The sequence below is a fragment of the Pedobacter sp. D749 genome (genome assembly GCF_019317285.1).
In the GTDB taxonomy this organism is placed as follows: domain Bacteria; phylum Bacteroidota; class Bacteroidia; order Sphingobacteriales; family Sphingobacteriaceae; genus Pedobacter.
In genome coordinates, this window is record NZ_CP079218.1 from 3,314,372 (window position 1) to 3,337,556 (window position 23,185).

The following is a 23,185-nucleotide window of genomic DNA, read 5'->3' on the forward strand; positions in this document are numbered from 1 at the left end:
ATTTTGTCAATGAATTGCATTTCCTATTAATACAATTCAGTACATTTGAAATGATTAATAATATTAGTAAATCGATTGAAAACATAAACAATATACGTAATGAAAATTATAGAAGTCATAAATAAGATGGCATTAAGTTCTGATAAAATATCAGATATCATTTATAAATTTAAAACTGAGTTCTATTTCGTTTATGACAAAAAGTATAACTGGTCAATAAGTAAAGATGAAAACGACCATTACTTTTTACATTTATACCATAAAAATGATATGACTATTCAGGAACTATCTGAATATACAAGTTGGGAAACTTATACATTTAAAAGTTATGTGAGTTCAGATTATGATTCACACGAAATTGAATCATTTGCTTACTTATACAACATAATAGAAGAAAAAGAATCGGGGATAGATCACATCCTTAACGATATTTTATCCGACTTTTAAAATTAAATCTAATATCATTAATTATAAATGAAAATTAAATCTCTCATAATAGAAGATTTATTCGATATATTTCACTACGATATTTCGTTTAAATCGAATGAAAATGTATTTATTATTACCGGACCAAATGGTTTTGGTAAAACAATGGTTTTGAATATCATCAATAATCTTTTTAATAGAAAATTCCTTTTTTTTCAAAAATTAGTTTTCAAAAAAATCTCATTTTTTCTTGAAAGTAGTATTTCTATAATATTAGATCGTAAAATAAAGGATTCACAACAGGAAATTACAATATCATTTTTTCAAGAAAATAAATTGATTGATACAATTAATTTTTCAAATAAATTAGAAGTTGATATTGAAAGATCTATACAGCGATATCTACCTATAAGAAGAATTTCTGACAATAAATGGATAGATTTAAGAACGGATGAATCATACTCGTCTCGATCTGAATTGGTTGAAAAATATGCTGAGTATTTACCTGATGATGTAAAAGGAAAAATCCATAAAATATCATCTCCTCTAGTTAATGATATATTAGATTCAGTTAAAGTCTATTTAATTAAGGAACAAAGACTATTTATTAAATCTAGTCTCAAAACTGGAATGCATAGAGATGAGTCTGATCAACAAGTTATGGTAGAGACAATTCAAACATATGCAAAAGAACTTAAGTTGTTGATTAATGAATTTACACAGAAATCATTTAAAAGATCGCAAGAACTAGATAGCAGTTATCCAAATAGATTAATAAACGAGAAAAATATTTTAAATAAAAACGAATACGAAATTCGATATAATTCTCTAAAAAAAAAACAAGACAAACTGACAAAATTAGGATTATACGAAAGCACTCAGGAGTTTTTAGCATATAGTGCTAATGACGCCAAAGCACTTTCTGTATATATAAAAGATTATGAATCCAAACTTGGGGTATTCGATGAACTACTAGAAAAAATTGTACTATTCTCTAATATTTTGAACGAACGTAGATTCACTTTCAAAACAATAGGGATCAATAGAGATCAGGGATTTTTCTTTAAAACTAGTAAAAATTCTGATTTAAGATTAAATGATTTGTCTTCTGGAGAACAACATGAAGTTGTCTTATTATATGAATTAATTTTTAATGTAAATAAAAAAGCTGTTATTCTTATTGATGAGCCTGAAATATCACTTCATATTACCTGGCAAAAAGAATTCTTGAATGATCTAATCAAAATAGTTGGTAATAAGGATGTCCAAGTTCTAATTGCAACACATTCACCTGCAATAATAAACAATAGATGGGATTTGGTTCATAATCTCGAGACTGCCGAATAGCGATGAAGCAGGCGGACATTACTTATCAGGATAAACTCATAGAATTGAGGCTTGATATCAAACACCCAAACAATCATAACATAACTTATGTCTTAGTTGAAGGAGAGACCGACATTCGCTTTTTCAAAAAATTTTTCAATGTCGAGACATCAAAGGTTGAAAGTGTTCCAGGAGGGAAGCTAAAGGTTGAAGATTGTACTGAAGAATTATTGAAAATCAGAGATAGAGTTATAGGGATTAGAGATTCTGACTTTATAAATTTATTCCCTAAAACTAATCCTAAAACTAACATTTTTTTTTCGGACTGGCATGACATTGAAATATTGATGATCTATGATGATGAAGTCTTTAGTTCAATTCTATTTGAATTTACTAGTATAGCTTCGGATAAACATTCTGATATCAGACTAAATTTGCTAAAAAGTATCAGAGAGATTTCACTTTTAAAATGGTTAAATGAAATAGAAGATTTAAGACTTGATTTTGATTCTACTAGTTTCCATATACTAATATCTTTTAAGACTTTTCAAATTGATTTTGATACTTATTTTGATAGATTGATCAAAAAATCAATAAATGCAAAAATTAAAGATTTAGAAATTGTAAAGTCCAAAATATTTGCTCTTCAAATAAAAAACCCAGATTTTTTTCAATTAACAAACGGCCACGACTTTTTAAAAACTTTAGCACACTTTTTTCGTGAAGAATTCAAGCACAATGGAATCACTGATAATTTACTCGGCAGTATTTGCAGATTAAAATTTACAGCAGACATGTTTAAAAAAACCCAGCTTAGAAATGAAATTTTAAAATGGTCAGAAATGAATAAATGCCAGATTTTGAATTAAAAATTTTCCTCCTCGCTAGCGCATTGAACTGCAAGGTATGAACCCCATACTTGCGCAAGTCTTAGCGTTTACGCTTTGGGCTGGATGACTTGCGCTTAGCAGAGATTTAATTGACGGATTTACTAAGCAAAAGTCAGCCCTATGCTCTGGCCAGGGGCACTAAAACTTGTGCTAGATATGGTTACTTTAAAAACCCTTTAGAATTTCTTTCAAATCAGAAATATTTTGTTGATTCTTTTGCATTTCGTTAAGAATGGTCTTATGAATTTCAACACTGGAATTTATATGTGTATTTCGGTGAAAGTGACCCCTCTGTTTCGGGCCAAACTGGCCACCAATTTGATTACCGGATGATGCACATCTAAGTTCCTTTCCCTCTGAACAAATATACACTTCGGATCCAAATCCATTTTCCTCAGGACTTTTCGGTTTAATCCATCTTACTGCCGGATTTATCCTCAATTCAGACCTTTCTAGCGATCAAAATCCATTCGCAGGTACTGGAACGCGTAAAAAAACGCCATACCCCCTTCAAAACAGCGAAGTGACCGTAGTCCATCCCGAATAGTAGATATGCTCCCAGAAGCCTTTATTTTATGCAGAAATTGAAAAATTATTCCCGAAAGCCAGTTGCGAAAAAAGCTGATCAAAAGATCAGAACGGCCAGTTTGCCCCGAAACAGGTGGTCACTTTAAAGCGAAATGGGGTGACAATTTAAATGCGGAACGGCTGGCCATTTTTGCCGAAATGCCCAGTTTAGCAGCGTCTCAGGATCTTTTTATCAATGTTATGCTAAACGACAATTGTAAAAACCCAAACACACAGCTCCCAAATCAGGTAGCAGCTGTAACAGAATTCCGGAAACTGATTGAAGCCTATTTCGATATGATTGGTTTATCGGATGTGAATCAATTCCTTACTGAAATGCTTAGCGCAGCTATCGGGCCCGATCCGCGCTCTGGCAAACACAAACCCATTACCATTGCCAACGCCCTTTATGATGTAAACAATATCATCAGCCTGCTTACCAAAACAAAACTTTTGGCCAATGAAGAAACCTTTCAGCGTTATGCCATAAACCTCGGTTTTCACCTAAAAGCTGTTGGCCAATTTGATGTGGAGCATCTTTCTGAATTATTATATGTTGGATTAAATGCCTACATCTTTCAGGAGGATGATTTTGAAGGCGCAACCTTAAAGTTTTCTGCCGAAATTACTGCTGCCTATAAAATGATTTATGATTGGCTGTCAGACTGCGATGCCTGGTGTAATGCTGTTGAGTGTGATGAATATAATGAAACTGCCGGTTTAGCAGCTACACCATAAACGTAAAAAAGTTTAATTAGCCATTTAACTTATACAGCTATGAGGGAAAACTCCCCTCCTGATTTAGGAGGGGTGCCCAACGGGCGGGGTGGTTTAATCCATTACTAGCGCAAGTCTTAACGGTTTACGCTAGTGGGCTGGATGACTTATGCTTAGCAGAGATTTAATTGACGGATTTATTAAGCACAAGTCAGGCCTATGCTCTGGCCAGGGCCAATAAGACTTGCGCTAGATGTGGGTAAGATTCATTATTTCTTAACGAATAATAACCATAATTATCAGGGAAAACCATCAAATTGAAGAAAAATTTTCCATGAAATGCTAAGAGTATTATACACCTCATATTTACCGAGGCTTTAACAATATGTTAATGAAGAAATAATAACTCGCATCTGTATTTCCATATATCTTAGCGCAATTAATTCATACAAATCTTATATTAAAAAAACAGAAAACAATGAAAAACATTATCGCTCTAATGCTCAAAACATCAATGTTGATGTGTTTGATTATCTCGCTCTACTCTTGCAAAAAGGGCGCAGACACTAGTAACAATGTCCTAAGCGAAAAGGAAACGCTTCAACTGGTCGGGTCAGCAAAAACCTTATATGAAATGAAAGTAAAGGATAATCCAACAAGCCGCTTTGCTGTAGACTGGAGTAATTATATAACTGAAGGAGATAGTATCTTGGTTGTCAAAACAAAAGGTGTAAGTATTGCCACAGCTGGCCGCAATAAGGACAATGATGTGGCTATGGTTTCCGGCGTAATTATTAGATTAAAGGATAAGCAAATAATAGGTGTACAAAAAGTAGATTTTTTTGGTAAACAATCTGTAGTTAAAGCAAAGGGGCTAAAGATCTTGGCATCATTTAATAAATTGACGTCTGGAAAATCCGACATCGCTGATGGAATTTTTCTTCAATATAGCCTCAAACACAATAGAAATGTTGGGGGCTTTTCTATTAAAAACGGAAAAATTGAAGGCAATAGATATATAGCACAACAAAGAATAGTGAGCCTAAACAATTCAACTGGATTTAAAACAAATACCCGTGCTTTAAATTCTTCCAATAAATTAATGGGCCGTTATGGTACTTCTAACTGTGAACCAGTGTATCTCATTATCTGGGATAAACAGACAGGACGGGTTATTTCTCAGACGTGGCTGTATGACGCCTGCGAAGATGAAACTGATCCGGAGGCTACTAACCCGGCCACTCCTCCATCTGACCCCGAACTAGACCCCTGCGCAAGTGATGATGCTGCAAATGGTTTAGGTTATGACCTCGCTGGTGATAACAACATGATTGAGCTTGAAAAGGAAGCTCCCGGAGGTAAAACAAGGAGCATGATATACCGATGGATGTTTTTAAAAAACAGCTTTAGTTTATGGTCGTATATGAGCACCGAACGTGGCTTTCATAAAAAGGTAGGAGAAGAATGGCAGTGGGACAGATTGGAACATTTAGGCGAAGGCTTACAGGGGATTACCCCTGCCACAGAAATAACAGTCTCTAATTTTATTCTTCAGCCAACAATTGGAAAATATTATGCAACAGCAAAAGCTTATTTTAACTTCAAGGCCAAATTGATCTGCGAATCAAAATTGAACCCAATTCCTGGTACAAATGAAAATCTGACTGCAACGTGCGAAGTTTGGTATGTAAACGATATTTTTTAATGAGATTCTTGCTAACCACATTATTTGCAACAGCTTTGCTGGCTTCATCATGTAGTATGAATACCAGTCCTGAAATATTAGCTATGACTAGCTATGCAGATATCGTTGACCGCAAGACTGGGGCTATAACACCTGCAAATACTGATACTAGTTTAGTTTCCAGACTGGGGAACATTATCTTATACCGTAAAACTATCCGTGGTACTGTGTACAACGAAAAGGCTATTAAGAACGGTGTAATGGAGGCTGGAGATGATCCTGCTACAATATCCTCAAGATCGTTTGAACACCGTTTTTTTATCCATTACATGGATCAAAAGACGGGGATGAGATATGATTCTATTGCAGCAAATGGAAATAGAAAGCGCTTTAATGTTGATTCTTTGTTAATGGAAGATCCGATTCTAAAAGGCGGAACTGCTGATTTTGATGATAAAAGCATTTTATTGTCAAAAACCAATACAAAAGAAGGCTATGTCAAGGAAACTTATAAATATACTGCCAATCTAGGAGACAATTATCCCGATTCGGCTTATCTGATTTTCGATAAAAGCTGGAAAAACAAGATAAATTATACATTATCGAAAAACATTGATAGTGTGCGGAAAATGAAGCTTGTTCGTATCAATTTAATTTTTAACCCTATAAGCAAAGAGAAAAGTGGCAGTGGGGCAGCAATTCCGAAAAAGGTGATTGATGTGAAAATATTTGAGCCCAACTTAAACAAGCATGACTTATTGGAAATAAAACAGGCTTTTGAAAAATTTAAACAAGATGAAAAGGAAGATCAATAAGAGGTTTTTATCGGGATCGGAAAAAATGTTCTTTTCATTCTATTGATTATTAAGACCATTCACAACTCTCGTTCAAAATTAAATATTTATTTTACTAAATTAAGCCCGAGCATTGCTATGTTTCGGGCTTAATTTGTGTATTTCGGTGAAAATGGTTTTTTCCCACTTTTGGTGGTGAAGTCGGTTTGCAATAACTGATTTTTAAACCTGTTTATTTGCCTAATTATCGTTACCTAAAACGAAGAATTATGAAGGAATATCTCTTACAAATAAGTGGAACAATAGGAATTTTGGCTAATGTAATTGCTTTTATCTTTTGGCCGAGGAAATCTTAAAAAAAGAACAATGGTGGTAGCGGCTAGCCCTCTCTCTGGAATACGGTTTTTGAAATTACGGTCTTGGGCATACCTCATCCTTTCTTCGAAAAACAATTCCCTCACCATCACGTTGAAGCTTATAAAAACAAAAACTCTTTTAAAAACGACCAATGAAATTAACCGACAAACAAATAGAATTTGGTTTCAATTACTACTTTAAAGAAGAACATGATCTGATCAAATCGGTTGTGGAAGTTTCAGAATATAATGAGGAAGAAAAACTCATTATTAATTGTACGCAATTAGGCGATTCCTTTACACCTCAATACAAAACCCAAAAAGACAAAAAACGTGTGGTAACGGAATGGTGTGAGTTTTTAACCCAGAATCAAACAGCCTTCAAAGAGTTACATTTTGGAACAAGAATGCCCCAGGAACTTTTTGATGCGGTTTGTAATCAAAAGCAATTAAAGCGCCTTGAGATTAAGTGGGGCGGCTATAAAGATATTTCTGCAATTGAAGGATTAACCCATATCGAATTATTGCATATTGGTTCCGGAGCAGGTGTTGAATCGATAAAACCTTTAACAAAACTTAAAAATCTGATAGGTTTATCGGTCGAAAACTTTCAAAAAATAAATAACTATGATGAACTTTCAAATCTATCGACACTCGAAAGTTTGAGCATTGAAGGTGATGGCTTCGGACCGCAATACATCAAAATTGAGCAAATAGATTTCTTAAATAACATGCCTCAACTCAAGTTCTTCCGCCTTTTAACGGAAAGACTTCAAAGCAAAGACTATAGCCCAATTTTATCACTAAAAAACATAGTGCACCTTTCTTTAAGTGGAAATAAACAAGTTAAGACACTTTACGATGAGATCTTTGAATTACCTAAGTTAAAATGGGGAATGATCAAAACCAGACCCGAATTGTATAAGAACTAAAAAGTGAACAATTCATTTAGTTAACCCTCGCTGGCGCATTGAACTGCAAGTACAGAACTGCCAACTGCAAGCATAATGTTGTCAACTGCGCTGATAGAACTATCAACTGCAAGCATAAACCTACCAGCTGCAAGTATAATGTTGTTAACTGCAAGCATAAACCTACCAACTGCAAGTATAATGTTGTTAACTGCAAGTATAAACCTATCAACTGCAAGTATAATGTTGTTAACTGCAAGTATAGAACTATGAACTGCAAGTATAAAACTACGAACTGAAAGTTTATAACTATGAACTGCAAGTTCAGAACTGCGAACTGAAAGTTTATAACTATGAACTGCAAGTTCAGAACTATCAACTGCAAGTATAAACCTATCAACTGCAAGCATAATGTTGTTAACTGCGCTGATAGAACTGTTAACTGCAAGTATAGAACTATCAACTGCAAGCATAAACCTACCAACTGCAAGTATAATGTTGTTAACTGCGCTGATAGAACTGTTAACTGCAAGCATAAACCTGCCAACTGCAAGTATAATGTTGTTAACTGCAAGTTCAGAACTGTGAACTGCAAGCATAAACCTGCCAACTGCAAGTATAATGTTGTTAACTGCAAGTTCAGAACTGTGAACTGCAAGTATGAAACTTCCTTGATTTATGCGCCATTTGAGCAACAATATTTTGTAGATTGATTTATTGTATTTATCTTGCCTATGCTAAATGATAATTAACATATTTTACTAATCTTAACAAGGGAAGCAATTAAGTAAGCAATTCAATTTTTAACAATATTCCTGAGACGAGCGGTAGTCCCGCATCTATATTTTCTCTGTAAAGAGTTAATTGTCGTTTAGCAGCGTCTCAGGATCTTTTTATCAATGTTATGCTAAACGACAATTGTAAAAACCCAAACACACAGCTCCCAAATCAGGTAGCAGCTGTAACAGAATTCCGGAAACTGATTGAAGCCTACTTCGATATGATTGGTTTATCGGATGTGAATCAATTCCTTACCGAAATGCTTAGCGCAGCTATCGGGCCCGATCCGCGCTCAGGCAAACACAAACCCATTACCATTGCCAACGCCCTTTATGATGTAAACAATATCATCAGCCTGCTTACCAAAACAAAACTTTTGGCCAATGAAGAAACTTTTAAGCGTTATGCCATAAACCTGGGTGATAACCTACAAGCTGTTGGCCAGTTTGATGTGGAGCATCTTTCTGAACTATTATATGTTGGATTAAATGCCTACATCTTTCAGGAGGATGATTTTGAAGGCGCAACCTTAAAATTTTCTGCCGAAATTACTGCTGCATATAAAATGATTTATGATTGGCTGTCAGACTGCGACGCCTGGTGTAATGCTGTTGCGTGTTATGAATATAATGAAACTATCGGTTTAGCAGCTACACCATAAACGTAAAAAAGTTTAATTAGCCATTTAACTTATACAGCTATGAGGGAAAACTCCCCTCCTAATTTAGGAGGGGTGCCCAACGGGCGGGGTGGTTACTAGCAGTTATATCACTTAATTTCAGTAGGTGAGACACCAACCGATAGATAAAAAGTTTAACTGGCCATTTACCCTATACAGCTATGAGGGAAAACTCCCCTCCTAATTTAGGAGGGGTGCCCAAAGGGCGGGGTGGTTACTAGCGGTTATATCACTTAATTTCGGTAGGTGAGACACCAACCGATAGATAAAAGGAAAACTCCCCTCCTGATTTAGGCTATCGTGTGGACACATCTTTTTGAGTTTAATTTTTTAGGCGTTTTGCTAGCTTCCTTAAATAACCCATTGTTTTAACCGAAGAACGCCGTCAATCCCAAGGGCCGGAGAAATCAAAAAAACAGGTGCAGAATAGAACAAATAGCATTGCCAAACCTAAAACGCAGTGGTTTTGTGTTCATAAACGCTAATTTAAAGTTTTAAAGAAGTATTGAACACAAACCCCGAAGGGCTCAATCAGACTAAAGAAAACACAGACAACAACTGATTAAACGAAGTGCCGCTGTTTTTTTGATGTGTATAGGATTGTGTAAAAGGCCCATTGCTGGATTGACAGAGCGCTTTGGGTACTTTGGCGCTCCAAAATGCGTAGCATTCTTGAGCACAGCTAAAACCAACTGCAACTGCGAAAAACTACCATGCCACCGCGGCATAGAGCGGAAAAGACAATGCTTGCTTAATTAATGTTTTGGAAATAAATGCCTTTTTATAACTGGAAAGATGCTGAAATAAATTCAGCATGACGACCGCCTTAATGAAGTACTAAAAAAACATATATATAGGTAACAAAAGATGTGTCCACACGATAGGATTTAGGAGGGGTGCCCAAAGGGCGGGGTGGTTACTACCAGTTATATCATTTAATTTCGGTAGGTGAGACACCAACCGATAGATAAAATGAAACTGCCGGTTTAGCAGCTACAGCATAAATGTTCAAATTTTAACTGGCCATTTACCTTATACAGCTATGAGGGGAAAACTCCCCTCCTAATTTAGGAGGGGTGCCCAACGGGCGGGGTGGTTACTAGCGGTTATATCATTTATTTCGGTAGGTGAGACACCAACCGATAGATAAAAATATAATGAAACTGCCGGTTTAGCCGCTACACTATAAACGTTCAAATTTTAACTGGCCATTTACCCTATACAGCTATGAGGGAAAACTCCCCTCCTAATTTAGGAGGGGTGCCCAACGGGCGGGGTGGTTAATCCATCACTAGCGCAAGCCCTATGTTATTAAATTAAAGTTTTTAACCACAGATGCACACAGATAAACACGGATTTTTATATCTGTGTGCATCTTTTTTATCTGTGGTTAAATTATGTTCATTATTAAGCGCAAATCTTAGCATCTACGCTAATGGGCTGAATGGCTTGTGCTTAGCAGAAATTTAATTAAGAATTTTTAAAGCACAAGTCGGGCCTTCGCTTTTTGGCCCAGGCGCTAATACTTGCGCCAGATATGTTTAATAACACATTTTTAAATCAAACTAAACCCTATTCCCCACGCATCAAAACCTCATCTATCATTCCAAATTCCTTTGCTTCGATGGCGCTCATCCAATAATCGCGACTGGCTATTTCATTAATTCGTTCATAACTTTGGCCACTATGTTTCGCCAAAATATGGTACAGATCCGATTGTACTTTTAATACCTCTCTAATCCTGATATCCATATCAATAGCGGTTCCTTCTGTCCCACCCGAGGTTTGATGGATCATAACCCTCGAGTGCTGCAAAGCCGAACGTTTACCGGCAGCACCGGCACACAACAATACCGAACCCATAGAAAGGGCGATGCCCGTACAAATGGTGGCCACATCAGGTGCGATAAATTGCATGGTATCATAAATACCAAAGCCTGCATACACCGATCCACCGGGCGAGTTGATATATAATTGGATGTCGCTTTTGGTATCAACCGACTGCAAAAAAAGCAATTGTGCCTGTATCACATTTGCATTCCGCTCATCAACGGCTTCCCCTAAAAAAATAATCCTGTCCATCATCAACCGCGAGAAAACATCCATCTGTGCCACATTCAGCTGGCGTTCTTCTGTAATGTAAGGCGTCATGGCAACAGGCAGGGTATAAGCGGCGTTTCTGCCCATATACTGATCTACATAAAGGCTGTTTAAGCCCTGGTGTTTTACCGCATAAAGGCGGAATTCTTTGTTAATATCCATCGTATTGATTTTAAATTTCAGGCATAGCGATGCCCCTGCCCCTATTGTGGAGCATGATGTATAAATTAAAGTGATTGCTTATTTGCGGAACAAACGCATTACCTTTTGCCTGAAGCTTTGATGCTCAGCAGTATTAAACAGCGTTTCGTGTATGTTATTGATTTCATTTTTCAGCTGCTTCCGGCCATAATCACGCACTATTTTGTAGGTTTTGTTCTGCCAGTAAACCTGTTGCTTTAGTTCAGGTTGCAGGATCATTTTGGCTTCGAACAGGAAACTTTCTCCATCCTTACCGTCCGACAGCAGATAATGCTCTATTAAACGGAGCTCATTCAACGATGTCTTCATATTTTAAGGATTTTGCTTTAACGGTTTCTTTTACTTTTTCGAGGCATTTAAATTTCTGAGCCGTTGCAGAGCGTGCACCCGAAAAGCCAAAGCGCCCGGCCAGTGTTTCCATATCCAGTTTTTCATAATAAAAAGCACTGAGCAACTGCATACATTTCTGTCCGGCCTGCTCCAGTAAATGCATCAGTTTCCCTGAAGAAACTTCCTCGTACCCGGTATCTGCCAAATCGATCTCTTTATTAAAAACAAGAGCAAGCGAATCAAGGGTAACATATTTGTCGTTTTCCTGATAACGTTTGATCCATAAGTATTTGGCAATTCCAAATATATAGGCTTTCTCCTGGTACTTCAGCCTCAGCCCCGAAACCTGTACTTTCTCGTAATACACCACCAGTGCATCCTGAAAGATGTCTTTCGCTTCCTCAAATGATCCGCCCATCTTGCTTACGTGCCTTGCCACCAAAGGAAAAGCTTCTTTGTAGAGTTTCATAAAAAGTGCTTCGCGTTGGCTGGGCTCCTCTTTGATGGATGTTGCTGTCATGATTACTATGTTTTATATAGTATGTGGGGATTTTTGATCAGATATCACCTAAAATTAGCAATTATTTTTTTGTGGGCGTTAGTTAATCTATTGTTCGGAAACATATTGTAAAAATTGTCTGGAGCCTAATGCCAGCTTGCTTAGAAAAAACACAATCCTTACCGAAACAATATTAATACTACCTTGTGGATAATCCTCTTTTAAGGAAAGTTTAGGCATTATGCTAGCTTGCTTTGAAATAACTCAACCCTCACCGAAGCACGCCCGTCAATCCCAAGGGCCAGGAAATCAAAAAAACAGTAGCACAACAGTACAAATGGCACTATCAAACCTCAAACGCAGTGGTTTTGTGTTTCATGTTTGCAAAAACTTTCACCCACCCTTAACGAACAAAACAAAGTGCCGCTGTTTTTTTGATGTGTATGGGGTTTGTGTAAAAGGCCCCTTGCCGGATTGACAAAGCATTTTTGCATACTTTTGATGCCTCAAAAGTTTGATGCCCCGCGGCATAGAGCGAAAGAAGAATCCATACTGTAGCACATTAATCAACTCCTATCTTACCCCTTCAACTTACCCGGAGTTAAACCAAATTTCTTTCTAAAAGCATTGCTAAAATGCTGTACCGAGGAATAACCAAGCATAAAGGCCACCGATTTTATGGATAAGCCTTCCAACAGTAGCTCTTTTGCATGGTTAAGCCTGTAATCGCTCAGGTAACCGAATATGCTGTTATCAAATAACCCTTTAAAGCCCTGTTTAAGTTTAAATTCGTTAATACCGCATACTTTAGCCAGTTCGGCAACGGATGGCGGCTGGTGGATATTGGCAATGAGGTAATCCCTCGCATGATAAATACAATCCCTATCGTAAGCAGAATGTAAAGCCGCAGGTTCTTTTTGCTTATTGGCCCGCTCAAAAGCTTCGGCCTGGAGTACCAGCAGTTCAATACATTTCGATTCGATAAACATATGTTTCAAGCCTTCCGGATAATCACAATCGAGAATATCGCGGATGCAGTGCTGCATGGTCCATGAAATAGGGAGGTTTTGCTCCCCAAGCTGTGTATAACAACCAGTATCTACATGATCTGCCAGAACCTGTAATGCTTTGGTAGAGTGCTCTGCCAGTTGCAAAAACTTTTCTTTAGCAAAATGTACCTCAAAAAAGCGGTAGCTATGGCCGGTATCATATTGGCCTGTACCATCAAGCTCAGGCATATAAATTATATTCTGCTGGTTAGCATTAAAGGTGTACTGTTGTTTATTTACCTCGTTAAAAATGGTCCCATTGCCAGAGAGCGTAAAACGCAGCTTAATCATATCCGGCACATCATAGGTAGGCCTGAAATACATCTGGTGTTGTTTAAACAGGATGTCGCCGTACACAATATAAATACCAGGGATATTGATCTGCACCAATTCTGCATCACTAAAAGAAAAACTGTGTTTCTCCTTTCTTTCTGTAACCAATCCCCCACTTACGGAAAGATCATCAAATCTGCCCCCTACCTTTTTCCAGGCCCCGTAATTCTTCCCAACATTGATTCCCATAATGGCAATTATCACAAAAAAAGCCGGAATAACGCTATTGGGTTATCCACAATTCGATTTTATGTAAAAGAAAATCCTTTTAATGTAAAAGCGTACAGCAGCTATTTTTCAATTTTGCACCAATTGCGAAATGCACCGCAAGATGTTAATCACTTTATCATGGAAGAGCAAGAAGACCAAAATACATTAACGCTAGATAAAAAAATTGACACTCTCCCACCTAAAAACAGTCTAATTTTTAAACTTTTACAACATTTACCCTTAAAAAAGGATGCAAATGTATTAGAAATAGGGCCTGCGAACACCGAACACCTCTCTTACCTGTTCCAAAAGGCAAAGAATTTAAGTTATACAGGCACTTATTCTTCTGAAACTGGAATAAAAGAAGCCTTTTCTATAGTTGAAACTGAAGGTAATCCGGTAGATTTGATTAAAATAACAGATAATGAACTCAATTTACAGGATAATTCCTTTGATTGTTGTTTCACAGCCAACACCATTTATTTATGGCCTGATCCTTTAAAATACTTAGCTGAAAGCTACCGCGTATTAAAACCGGAAGGAAAAATGAACCTTGCCTTTGTTGAAAAAAACTTTGGTGCCGGCCTGCCCTGGACACAGCTCGATTTTACATTTTACGAGATTGATGAAGTAAAATCGTTTTTCAAACAATCAGGATTTGCAAAAATTGAAGTAAAGAAATTAACGGAAACGATAATCGATCAGAACGGAAAGGAAATTACCAAACCGTTTATCATGGTATCAGGTCAGAAACAATAGTTGATCTGGTGATATTCACATCCCGGTGGAATCCAATGTTATTAAGTTAAGGGAAATTTATTGTATACAAATCAATATAAATGCCATTAGAATTTAATGGGAATAAATCTCCCCGAAGGATCGTCATTGCGAGAAGGCTTTTTCAGCCGACGAAGCAATCTTACAACGATCGCTACTAGCGTGCGCATTAAGATTATTCATTTTTGCAGTTGTTTTTAAAGGTATTCATGAGCTCACTTTGTTCGGTTATCTTCGTTCCTCGCAATGACGACCTTTTTTTGGGAAACTATCCCGTGTATGTCCGTAGCATTCCGAAGGGCGCTACAGATTGATAATAGAAAGAGCCTGTGATTCGTTTTAATTGAGTTTATACACTCAATTTTATTCTTGCATCCATAGAGACGCTATGCTTAACGCTACGGACAGAACTTTCTTTAACCGGGCTGCTCCGACACAGCTATACACCAACAATACCTTAAGATAACTTTCCCTTTACCTATTATTTAGCTATTGTTAACCTCCTGATCTAAAGCGAGTCAAATCTTTGATCTACCTGATCTCAACCAGGGGTATCACTTAACCAAAGCAAGGGTTAAGCAGTGTGCAAGCAGGTGTTACGCAAGCCTGGCCGGAAGGTGGCATAAACGTGGGGTAAATGTGGCGTAAAGGTGGACTTGGAATATTTTTTTGAGGGATCTTTAATCAAACGGATTGATTTGGGTTATCATCGCTTTTGATTAACCTAATATAAGAAATTATGGTGAAGCGGGCAAAAAAAGGACTTCGCAGTTTAAGGCTTTGTGACGCTGAGTTCAGATTTATTTAGCCTTAACGCGGTAACGTTCTTTTACGTCCTTTAAAGCACATTATATTTTCAGAATATGCTATCGCTTAGTGGTTAGTGAACGATCTTGAAAACCAGTTCTTTTAAGAGTTCTCCATCATCAACATTGCCGGTACTGTCTAATCCTTTGCTTTTTAAATCATATTCACGGAGTAAACCGATCACCTGGAAAACTTTTCCTGTGTTATAATTTCTGGCCGCAACCTCATAATCTTTAATAAAGAATGGCGGTACACCCAATGCTGATGCAGCATCGGCCTTATTGGGAATATAATGGTATTTAAGAAGTTTGGTGAAATAACCGCCTAAATTGGCCAAAACCATTACTGTTGGATTGGCTTTAGGGTTACTGGCGAAGTAATTGATAATTTTATTACATTTTAGCACATCGCGGATGGCCAGTGCCTTCTGCAATTCGAAAACGTTATACTCTTTACTAATGCCTATATTTCTCTGAACCAGGTCGGTATTAATGGTTACTTCCTTCGAAACATTGAGCATTAACTTTTCGATCTCGTTGGCAATTTTGGATAGATCGGTACCCAGATATTCGGCCATTAAAGCCGACGCCTGCTGATCGATCTTGTAACCTTTTTCTTTGATAAATTCTTCAATCCAGGGCACCAGTTTATAATCGCGCACGGGATCTGACTGAAAAATCAGTCCACTTTTATTAATTGCCTTATAGATTTTTTTTCGTTTATCGAAATTGGCGTATTTATAGGCCAGCACCAAAATGGTACTTGGCAGCGGTTTTTCGAAATAATTGAGTACAAATTCGCCCTCTTTTGAACTGTCTTCCTTGCCCCATTTTAAATCCTGCGCTTCTTTAACAATCACCACCTGATAATCAGACATCATGGGATAACGTTTTGCAGCACCCAGAACCGTAGCCATATCGGTATCTTTTCCATATAAAACCGTTTGATTGAAACCTTTTTCGGCATCGTTCAGCAGCTTATCTTCGATATAGTCAGTCACCTGATCAATGTAATAAGATTCTTCACCATGCAATAAGTATACAGGTTTGAACTTTCGGGCTTTGATATCTTTAATAATTTCGGCAGCAGTCATTGCCCGTAAAATTACAATTTAGGTTTAAGGATTTGGGTAAATGTTTATAATTTATAGATATGAGATGTTAGATGTGAGATTTGAGAGATTAGACTGGAGACTTCATCGCATAATCCAAAATTAACTACCTTTGAAGCCGCTGGGTTTTATAAATGGATCAGGATACTGCAAAATATATTGTGAATTATTTTTCTAATCTTCTTACTCCAGAAGAGAGGTTAGCAATTCGGCATACCCATTCTGTAATTAAGCTGGATTTAGATTCAGGCCAAGTAAATAACCCAAAGGCCATTAATGTTTATAAAAAAGCTGGCTGGCTAAGCGAAGATCAGGATATCTTAATCTTGTTGCAAGATGGATATGATTCCTTCGAACTTACTGTTGCAGAAAGAATTTTACTACAAAATCCAGAAGTAGTATTCCTAAATAAATGTCCTAATTGCAGTAAGCTAGCGAGAACGCCTTTCGCCAAACAATGTAGATTTTGCGCACATAACTGGCACTAAAACACCCAAAAATTATCACCGAAAACCGCTAACTGAGAAAATGTTCACTCCTACTCCGCTTAACCTTCCGCCCTATCCATTTAAAATTACCCAAAAGGATGACGTGGTATTTATTTTTGATGAACTGAGGAAGAAACACCTGGTACTTACACCCGAAGAATGGGTGCGACAGCATTTTATACAAAATCTGATTTTAGAGAAGAAATTTCCACGTACGTTAATCCAGATTGAAGGTGGTTTGGTTTTAAACCAATTACAAAAACGAAGCGATATTTTGGTTTACAATACCGCTGGCGAAAAACTGATGTTGATTGAATGTAAGGCACCAAAGGTAAAAATTACACAATCGGTTTTTGATCAGGCTTCGCGGTATAATTCGATACATCAGGCCAGGTGGATTGTGCTAACCAATGGCTTGCAACATGTTTATGCCAGGATGGATATAGAAAAAGGCAGCTTTAATTTTGTAGAAGAAATGCCTGAATATTTGGGGCTGTAGTGCAAGAATTTCCTTTTTTGTCATCCTGAACGTAGTGAAGGATTTTTATTGACCGTTATTACGAATGACGAAGCGATCTTAAAAGGTATCAATGTATTGTAATGCTTTTTTTGGAAAGCAGAAACAGTAGCATTTAGGTTTATCCAGCCCCGCTCCCGCTTCTCCCGACTTTAAGTCGGGATCCCGCTTTGATCGGGTTTAGGTGGCACAGCCAGCATTCCTATTAGAGGTTGCAAAGAGCAAGAATAGCGCTCTTTATGAATCATGCTATTTAACCTTCAATAGCAGCAAAAGCCTTCCGAATCTAAACCTGATTGAAATGTAAAGCCCACAGCGCAGCGAGGACTTGTAATGAAAAGCAGGACTAACTTTAAACCAACCACAACAATTGCTTTCCAAAAAAAATCATGAGCATTAAAGATTCTTTCTTTTTCCGTCATTGCGAGGAGGAACGACGAAGCAATCTTACAACGATCGCTATTAATCTATCTTTTAGATTAATCTATCGGTTGGTGTCTCACCGACCGAAATTTAAAGATTCTTCACTTCGTTCAGAATGACAAAAGAGAATATGATCTAAACACTGTATTCCGGCTTCCAAACCTGCTTATTACCGCTATAAATCGCCTCGTTACACATGGCCACGCAAATAGCGGCCTGGGTTCCGGTATTGATATTTGATGCAGGTTCTTTCCTGGTGGTTATCGATTTGTAAAATTCATCCAGCGCATAATTTGTTCCATCAATGGTGGCTTTATCTAAAATCGGGATTCCTCCGTCTTTATTTACCACAATTTTAGTGGCTCCGGTTACCCCATCAACAATACCCAGATCTTTTTTGGTGCTTTCTTCAGGATAAAATAAGCCGGTATTGGTAAGCAAAGAAACCGAACCTTTGGTACCCTTTATTTTAAACAGATAACCATCGTGCGCATTGCCACAAGTGGCTCCGAAGTTGCCAATCATGCCTTTTTCATTATACCGCAAAATGGCTTGTATGTTATCATAAGTTTCTCTGCCATCTTTAAAAACATCTATGCCTCCCGAACCCATAATTTCATCAGGTTGGGTTTCGAAAGCCCAATTGATAAAATCGATCTGATGTGAGAGCAGTTCGGCCGCTAATCCGCCAGAGTATTCCTTGTACATCCGCCAGTTAATTTTGCGCTCTAAAGCCGGATCCGGAACCGCCCTGCGCCAATTTCCATTGCGGTCCCAACGACAATCGATTTGGCTAACCTTACCTAAATAACCACTTTGGATCATGTCCTTCACCTTAAAATACAAAGGCGAATAACGATACTGATAGCCCACCTGAAAAACCTGGTTGGGATATTTTTTGACCAGTTTCTTAAGTTCGAGTGCCTGTGCAATATTGTAAGTCATGGTTTTTTCTACATACACATGTTTACCTGCCAGCACCGCATCTTTGGCAATTCTGAAATGTTCGCTTAAAGGCGTGGCAATAAAAACCGCGTTGATTGTTTTATCGTCTAAAACTTTACGGTAATCTTTAATGGCTTTTGCATCGGCTGCAACATACTTTTCGGCCTCTTTAAGCCTGAAATCAAGTAAATCGCAATAGGCTTTGATATTATATTTAGCCGGCATGGATTTTATTACCGATAAAACTCCTTTACCGCGATCGCCACAACCGATCATGGCCACATTAATGATTTCACCAGCTCCTAAATTTGCAAAACCCTGATTGCCCAAAAATAAACCAGAACCTATTAGGGCTGATGTTTTAACAAAAGATCGACGATGCATGATATGTTAATATTTTTATTTCTTTAAAATTATGATTTGGAGCGCCAGGATAATACTGCTATTAATGGTAGTCCCGCCAATGCTGCAATCTTTTTGTTGCCGGTATCTACCATTCAACCGGAAATACAACAAAAAGTATTTCCGCTTATGTCGGGGCTAATTAACTTATTTAGTGCTTATGGGTTTCTTTCATAGCACAAACGCTAATTATAAACCCGATTGAGCTAAATAGCCCGGAGCGTAGCGAGGACTATATGCGAAAGCGGGGCTGCAGGCCGCCATATTGAACCACCATTCGTTTTCAAATTAGTAGTGTTAAACCTTACAAGGTTTTAATTTTAATGGTCCTGAAATCTACTTTATTGCCATGATCCTGCAGCAGGATATGTCCTTTCGGCGCTTCGCCAAAGTTTTTCCAGTCTTTATATTTACTAATGGCAACCAGTTTTTTAAACTCTTCTGATCCACGTGTATATTCCAACACTTTAACCCCATTTAAATAATGTTCTACTTTGTTATCAGGATAAACTACCAAACGTCCATTGTTCCAGCTGCCGATTGGGCGCAGGTAGCGGGCTTCTTTTTTAGCAGTCATTAAATCGTATAAGGATGCCAAAGTGCGGTTTCCATCTCTACCCAATTTTGCGTCAGGGTGCAATTCATCATCTAAAACCTGGTATTCCAGACCAATGGCCGAACCTTTGTTATTTTCGCTCAGGGTAACAAAATATTTTACACCGCTATTGGCTCCCGGTGTCAATTTAAACTCGAACGACAAATCAAAAGCAGCATATTCATCTTTGGTTACAATATCGCCGCCGTTGGTCGATTCGGCACCCCCAGATGGTTCAACGCTGATTACACCACCGGCAATTTTCCATCCTTTGGCAGGGAAAGCAGTTTTATAAGCACCAACCCAACCTGCACTGCTTTTACCATCGAACAATAGTTTATAACCTTCAGATTTTTCGTAAGCAGATAAAGTATTTGGTATTAAATTAACCGTATAAATTCCTTTTGGAAAAGCTTTGGCTTTTAGCCCTTCAGTTTGGATATTGATATTTTTGAAGTAAACTTTCTTGCCATCATTATCGAGGTTATTGCCAATACCATGAACCTGCAAACCGATAAATCCTGATTGATCCAAAGTATCAATCACATAGGCAACAGGAGTTCCATTTACCCAGGTTTTGGTTTCGTTACCGATACATTCGATTTTGTAATGGTTAAACGCATTCTTTTTATACAAGGATTTTGCCGATGGGTTAAGTTCTAAAGGATATAACCACAATCTTCTGGCTTCGTCGTAAATTCCACCTGTCCATGCTCTTGGTGTAGGGTCTATTTCTACCTGCCGGCCAAAAACCAATCCTTTACCATTATTTCCTTCTGGTTTAATATGGCTACGGGTTTGCACGCCAGAATTAGTGGTTTCACCTTCGAGTTTCACATCCAGTTCTAAAATGAAATCGCCATATTCTTTTTCGGTGATTAAAAATGAATTTGGTGTGCCTTTGGTCATTGTTCCCACAATCATTCCATCTTCAACCTTGTATGGAGCAGCACCTGCAACAGCTTTCCAGCCGGTAAGTGTTTTACCATCAAATAATGGTTTTGCTTTTTGGGCAGCGGCTGACAGGCTGATCAGGGAAAGGGCTAGAATACTATATTTTTTGATATCTAACATGATAGGTTTTATTATTTTAACCACCTAAGCCACCTGAGAACACCTTAACCAAGTGTTCTACCGGGACATTAAGCGTATTGTATAGTTTGAATAGGTTAATATTTAAATACTTTTCCGTTTGCGATTACTTCTTGTCTGCTTTCATCGAAAACTGCTTTTGCACCCGTGCGCACCGCAGCATTCGTCATGATATTGGCAATAGAGTGTGAATAACCAGCTTCTACAGGTGCGTTTGGTGTTTTACGGCTGCGCACACATTCCATCCAGTTGCGCATGTGGCCTGAGGTTAATCCATCACCGCCCATATTGGCGCCGGTTGCTGCTTTAATTTCGGTTTTACTTAAATCAAATTCAGGCAAAAGATTAGCCTTCAATCCCATGGCTGCAGCTTCTTTTTCCCTTAAACCACCTTTTGGCGATACTTTATTGGTAATCAGGTTGAGCTCGCCACCATTCGAGTAATAAACCTCGCCTACATCACCTACACTGTTCTGCATTCTTGAAGTAAAAGTAACCTGGAAGCCATCGGTAGTATCTGGCTGGCCATAATCGAATACGGCAACCATCGAATCCCAATTTCTACGGCCATCTTTCCAGGTGTAAATACCTCCGTTTGCCACTACACTCCGTGGATGTTTTAAATTGGTAAACCAATGCACGGTATCAATCTGGTGGCTCATCCATTGCCCGGGCATACCCGACGAATAGGGCCAGAATAATCTGTATTCTAAATATTTCCTGGGATCAAAAGCCTCGTTCGGACGGTTTAACAAAAACCTTTTCCAATCAATATCTTCTTCTTTTAATTTAGCTACTAAATCTGGCCTGCGCCACCTGCCTGGCTGATTTACATTCCATACTAAATCCACAGCAGTAATCGGCCCGAATTTTCCATCCTGTATAAATTTTGCGGCATTGATATAATTTTCTCCACTCCTTCTTTGCGAACCTATTTGCACGATCTGCTTGCTGGCCTTAACGGCTTTAAATGCAGCTTTGGCATCGTCCATGGTTTCGGCAAAAGGCTTTTCTACATAGGCATCGCAATTGGCCTTTACAGCCTCGATGGTATGAAGTGCGTGCTGAAAATCGGCGGTACTGATAATTACGGCATCAAGGTCTTTTGTAGCATAAAGCTCATCGTTGTTACGGCAGGCTTTAATATCATGACCAAATTTTTCTTTTAAATGGGCAATTCCTAAATCTCTACGATAGTTCCATAAATCAGAAAGACCAACTATATCGAAATTGAGTTCCTTGTTGTGGTTCAGGAAACAAGGCAAAAGGGTGTCTTTAAAGCGATCAGAAAATCCAACAACACCAACACGTACCCGATCATTTGCACCGATGATGCGTCCATAACTTTTGGCGCTCATGCCCATGGTACCTGCATAGGTTGATGCAGCAAATACTGCTGATTGTTTAATAAATTTTCTTCTGGAATTTTCCATAGAATAAAACGGTTTAAATAAGGTTAGATAGCTTATGCGTTAAACGATTCATAAGATGTTTAACAGCATCCAAATTAGGACTTTTAGTTTAATAAAAAGGTGAGCTTTGGTAACAATTTAGAAAGGAAATAGAAGATGGAAAATGGAAGATGGAAAATGTAAGAATTAAGATGGGAATGGATGAAAAAGAATCTGTATCATAAATATAGAATAGTCATCCTGAGGGATAATTTATTTAATAAAAATCAATATTAGAGACGTATAATTGATTTCTTTTGCCATACACCACGGTCTTGCCTCGGCTCGCCGCCGCCGAGGGGCTCTTTCTTTTTGGCATTAAAAAGACCAGCGAAGCTAGCTTGAATGCCATTGAAAACATAAAGACACATGAAAAAACAAAAAATGCCGGCTGAAAATTTATTCATTTGTTGTTTATAACTTTCAGTTGCATTCATGAGGGCTTCGCCGTTTTCTTTTAAAGCCAGTTGTTCGGCCAGAACAGTGCAGCCCGAAAAATTTATTAGGCCGGATTTAAGTAGAACGGGGATACCGTGCTATGGCCTAGCTGGATGGAAATGCGAAATCGGTTAAAATGCTGATTCGACGATTGTGAAATAATGTCAATGATAACTTGTCGGTTTTTAAGTATCTTAAAAGGCGTTTCGACAGGCTCAACGTGACAAATTCGATTGAATTACAATTTATGAGACAGTCTCTTATTTAAGACCTATAAGGTTTCAAAA

The 23,185-nt window shown here is 37.9% G+C and carries 21 protein-coding genes; 11 read left to right on the forward strand and 10 right to left on the reverse strand.

The annotated features are described in order from the left end of the window. Positions 1 to 126 precede the first annotated feature (126 nt). From KYH19_RS13305 to KYH19_RS13335, 7 genes are all read left to right on the forward strand, one after another. Complete coding sequence (locus tag KYH19_RS13305) at positions 127 to 447, forward strand: hypothetical protein (protein WP_219075475.1); 321 nt, start codon at positions 127 to 129, stop codon at positions 445 to 447. Between the two features lie 27 nt (positions 448 to 474). Further along, positions 475 to 1,773: an AAA family ATPase gene (locus KYH19_RS13310; RefSeq protein ID WP_219075476.1), complete on the forward strand. Its 1,299-nt coding sequence runs from the start codon at positions 475 to 477 to the stop codon at positions 1,771 to 1,773. A 2-nt stretch (positions 1,774 to 1,775) separates the two neighbouring features. Next, positions 1,776 to 2,621, forward strand: coding sequence for a DUF4435 domain-containing protein (locus KYH19_RS13315; RefSeq protein WP_219075477.1), 846 nt, complete (start codon positions 1,776 to 1,778; stop codon positions 2,619 to 2,621). A 630-nt stretch (positions 2,622 to 3,251) separates the two neighbouring features. Then, positions 3,252 to 3,947, forward strand: coding sequence for a hypothetical protein (locus tag KYH19_RS13320; protein ID WP_219075478.1), 696 nt, complete (start codon positions 3,252 to 3,254; stop codon positions 3,945 to 3,947). A 457-nt stretch (positions 3,948 to 4,404) separates the two neighbouring features. Continuing rightward, positions 4,405 to 5,631: a hypothetical protein gene (locus KYH19_RS13325; protein ID WP_219075479.1), complete on the forward strand. Its 1,227-nt coding sequence runs from the start codon at positions 4,405 to 4,407 to the stop codon at positions 5,629 to 5,631. After that, positions 5,631 to 6,425 (forward strand): hypothetical protein, encoded by a 795-nt coding sequence (locus KYH19_RS13330; RefSeq protein WP_219075480.1) that lies wholly within the window; start codon positions 5,631 to 5,633, stop codon positions 6,423 to 6,425. The genes KYH19_RS13325 and KYH19_RS13330 overlap by 1 nt, the downstream gene beginning before the upstream one ends. Positions 6,426 to 6,912: 487 nt before the next feature. Next, on the forward strand, positions 6,913 to 7,692 hold the full coding sequence (locus tag KYH19_RS13335) for a hypothetical protein (RefSeq protein ID WP_219075481.1): 780 nt from the start codon (positions 6,913 to 6,915) through the stop codon (positions 7,690 to 7,692). A 20-nt stretch (positions 7,693 to 7,712) separates the two neighbouring features. Here KYH19_RS13335 and KYH19_RS13340 read toward each other — a convergent pair whose 3' ends face one another. Continuing rightward, positions 7,713 to 8,369 carry a hypothetical protein gene (locus KYH19_RS13340; protein ID WP_219075482.1) on the reverse strand — a complete coding sequence of 219 codons (657 nt, stop codon included), beginning with the start codon at positions 8,367 to 8,369 and terminating at the stop codon, positions 7,713 to 7,715. Positions 8,370 to 8,575: 206 nt separating this feature from the next. Here KYH19_RS13340 and KYH19_RS13345 point away from each other — a divergent pair, with 206 nt between their 5' ends. Then, on the forward strand, positions 8,576 to 9,112 hold the full coding sequence (locus KYH19_RS13345; RefSeq protein WP_219075483.1) for a hypothetical protein: 537 nt from the start codon (positions 8,576 to 8,578) through the stop codon (positions 9,110 to 9,112). Between the two features lie 1,590 nt (positions 9,113 to 10,702). On the opposite strand, the gene KYH19_RS13350 is transcribed toward KYH19_RS13345, so the two are convergent. From KYH19_RS13350 to KYH19_RS13365, 4 genes are all read right to left on the reverse strand, one after another. Next, positions 10,703 to 11,392, reverse strand: a complete 690-nt coding sequence (locus tag KYH19_RS13350; protein WP_219075484.1) for an ATP-dependent Clp protease proteolytic subunit — start codon at positions 11,390 to 11,392, stop codon at positions 10,703 to 10,705. A gap of 78 nt (positions 11,393 to 11,470) precedes the next feature. Beyond that, the gene (locus tag KYH19_RS13355; RefSeq protein WP_219075485.1) at positions 11,471 to 11,740 is read right to left on the reverse strand and encodes a hypothetical protein; all 270 of its coding nucleotides are present in this window, start codon (positions 11,738 to 11,740) and stop codon (positions 11,471 to 11,473) included. Continuing rightward, positions 11,721 to 12,281, reverse strand: a complete 561-nt coding sequence (locus KYH19_RS13360) for an RNA polymerase sigma factor (protein ID WP_219075486.1) — start codon at positions 12,279 to 12,281, stop codon at positions 11,721 to 11,723. The genes KYH19_RS13355 and KYH19_RS13360 overlap by 20 nt, the downstream gene beginning before the upstream one ends. Before the next feature lie 557 nt (positions 12,282 to 12,838). Next, positions 12,839 to 13,831 (reverse strand): AraC family transcriptional regulator, encoded by a 993-nt coding sequence (locus KYH19_RS13365; protein WP_219075487.1) that lies wholly within the window; start codon positions 13,829 to 13,831, stop codon positions 12,839 to 12,841. Positions 13,832 to 13,990: 159 nt separating this feature from the next. On the opposite strand from KYH19_RS13365, the gene KYH19_RS13370 reads away from it, so the two are divergent. Continuing rightward, complete coding sequence (locus KYH19_RS13370; RefSeq protein ID WP_219075488.1) at positions 13,991 to 14,611, forward strand: class I SAM-dependent methyltransferase; 621 nt, start codon at positions 13,991 to 13,993, stop codon at positions 14,609 to 14,611. 898 nt (positions 14,612 to 15,509) lie between these two features. On the opposite strand, the gene holA is transcribed toward KYH19_RS13370, so the two are convergent. Then, positions 15,510 to 16,529 carry a DNA polymerase III subunit delta gene (holA, locus tag KYH19_RS13375; protein ID WP_121287101.1) on the reverse strand — a complete coding sequence of 340 codons (1,020 nt, stop codon included), beginning with the start codon at positions 16,527 to 16,529 and terminating at the stop codon, positions 15,510 to 15,512. Positions 16,530 to 16,681: 152 nt separating this feature from the next. Between holA and KYH19_RS13380 the strand changes: the two genes are divergently transcribed. Both KYH19_RS13380 and KYH19_RS13385 read left to right on the forward strand, forming a co-directional pair. Continuing rightward, positions 16,682 to 17,035, forward strand: a complete 354-nt coding sequence (locus KYH19_RS13380) for a hypothetical protein (RefSeq protein WP_219075489.1) — start codon at positions 16,682 to 16,684, stop codon at positions 17,033 to 17,035. A 40-nt stretch (positions 17,036 to 17,075) separates the two neighbouring features. Beyond that, a complete protein-coding gene (locus KYH19_RS13385; RefSeq protein WP_219075490.1) occupies positions 17,076 to 17,534 on the forward strand; it encodes a type I restriction enzyme HsdR N-terminal domain-containing protein in 459 nt (152 codons plus the stop codon). A 576-nt stretch (positions 17,535 to 18,110) separates the two neighbouring features. On the opposite strand, the gene KYH19_RS13390 is transcribed toward KYH19_RS13385, so the two are convergent. The 4 genes from KYH19_RS13390 to KYH19_RS13405 all read right to left on the reverse strand — a co-directional run bounded on the left by KYH19_RS13390 (position 18,111) and on the right by KYH19_RS13405 (position 22,897). Continuing rightward, on the reverse strand, positions 18,111 to 19,304 hold the full coding sequence (locus KYH19_RS13390; RefSeq protein ID WP_219075491.1) for a Gfo/Idh/MocA family protein: 1,194 nt from the start codon (positions 19,302 to 19,304) through the stop codon (positions 18,111 to 18,113). A gap of 322 nt (positions 19,305 to 19,626) precedes the next feature. Further along, positions 19,627 to 20,991 (reverse strand): DUF1080 domain-containing protein, encoded by a 1,365-nt coding sequence (locus KYH19_RS13395; protein WP_219075492.1) that lies wholly within the window; start codon positions 20,989 to 20,991, stop codon positions 19,627 to 19,629. Between the two features lie 95 nt (positions 20,992 to 21,086). Continuing rightward, positions 21,087 to 22,442, reverse strand: a complete 1,356-nt coding sequence (locus KYH19_RS13400) for a Gfo/Idh/MocA family protein (RefSeq protein ID WP_219075493.1) — start codon at positions 22,440 to 22,442, stop codon at positions 21,087 to 21,089. Positions 22,443 to 22,693: 251 nt separating this feature from the next. After that, positions 22,694 to 22,897, reverse strand: a complete 204-nt coding sequence (locus tag KYH19_RS13405; RefSeq protein ID WP_219075494.1) for a hypothetical protein — start codon at positions 22,895 to 22,897, stop codon at positions 22,694 to 22,696. Positions 22,898 to 23,185: the final 288 nt, after the last annotated feature.

What these genes read in the sequence shown, in the direction of transcription:
- KYH19_RS13305 (WP_219075475.1), top strand. Translation starts at nt 127, where the DNA reads ATGGCATTAAGTTCTGATAAAATATCAGATATCATTTATAAATTTAAA.
- KYH19_RS13310 (WP_219075476.1), top strand. Translation starts at nt 475, where the DNA reads ATGAAAATTAAATCTCTCATAATAGAAGATTTATTCGATATATTTCAC.
- KYH19_RS13315 (WP_219075477.1), top strand. Translation starts at nt 1,776, where the DNA reads ATGAAGCAGGCGGACATTACTTATCAGGATAAACTCATAGAATTGAGG.
- KYH19_RS13325 (WP_219075479.1), top strand. Translation starts at nt 4,405, where the DNA reads ATGAAAAACATTATCGCTCTAATGCTCAAAACATCAATGTTGATGTGT.
- KYH19_RS13330 (WP_219075480.1), top strand. Translation starts at nt 5,631, where the DNA reads ATGAGATTCTTGCTAACCACATTATTTGCAACAGCTTTGCTGGCTTCA.
- KYH19_RS13335 (WP_219075481.1), top strand. Translation starts at nt 6,913, where the DNA reads ATGAAATTAACCGACAAACAAATAGAATTTGGTTTCAATTACTACTTT.
- KYH19_RS13345 (WP_219075483.1), top strand. Translation starts at nt 8,576, where the DNA reads ATGCTAAACGACAATTGTAAAAACCCAAACACACAGCTCCCAAATCAG.
- KYH19_RS13350 (WP_219075484.1), bottom strand. Translation starts at nt 11,392, where the DNA reads ATGGATATTAACAAAGAATTCCGCCTTTATGCGGTAAAACACCAGGGC.
- KYH19_RS13355 (WP_219075485.1), bottom strand. Translation starts at nt 11,740, where the DNA reads ATGAAGACATCGTTGAATGAGCTCCGTTTAATAGAGCATTATCTGCTG.
- KYH19_RS13360 (WP_219075486.1), bottom strand. Translation starts at nt 12,281, where the DNA reads ATGACAGCAACATCCATCAAAGAGGAGCCCAGCCAACGCGAAGCACTT.
- KYH19_RS13365 (WP_219075487.1), bottom strand. Translation starts at nt 13,831, where the DNA reads ATGGGAATCAATGTTGGGAAGAATTACGGGGCCTGGAAAAAGGTAGGG.
- KYH19_RS13370 (WP_219075488.1), top strand. Translation starts at nt 13,991, where the DNA reads ATGGAAGAGCAAGAAGACCAAAATACATTAACGCTAGATAAAAAAATT.
- holA (WP_121287101.1), bottom strand. Translation starts at nt 16,529, where the DNA reads ATGACTGCTGCCGAAATTATTAAAGATATCAAAGCCCGAAAGTTCAAA.
- KYH19_RS13380 (WP_219075489.1), top strand. Translation starts at nt 16,682, where the DNA reads ATGGATCAGGATACTGCAAAATATATTGTGAATTATTTTTCTAATCTT.
- KYH19_RS13385 (WP_219075490.1), top strand. Translation starts at nt 17,076, where the DNA reads ATGTTCACTCCTACTCCGCTTAACCTTCCGCCCTATCCATTTAAAATT.
- KYH19_RS13390 (WP_219075491.1), bottom strand. Translation starts at nt 19,304, where the DNA reads ATGCATCGTCGATCTTTTGTTAAAACATCAGCCCTAATAGGTTCTGGT.
- KYH19_RS13395 (WP_219075492.1), bottom strand. Translation starts at nt 20,991, where the DNA reads ATGTTAGATATCAAAAAATATAGTATTCTAGCCCTTTCCCTGATCAGC.
- KYH19_RS13400 (WP_219075493.1), bottom strand. Translation starts at nt 22,442, where the DNA reads ATGGAAAATTCCAGAAGAAAATTTATTAAACAATCAGCAGTATTTGCT.
- KYH19_RS13405 (WP_219075494.1), bottom strand. Translation starts at nt 22,897, where the DNA reads ATGAATGCAACTGAAAGTTATAAACAACAAATGAATAAATTTTCAGCC.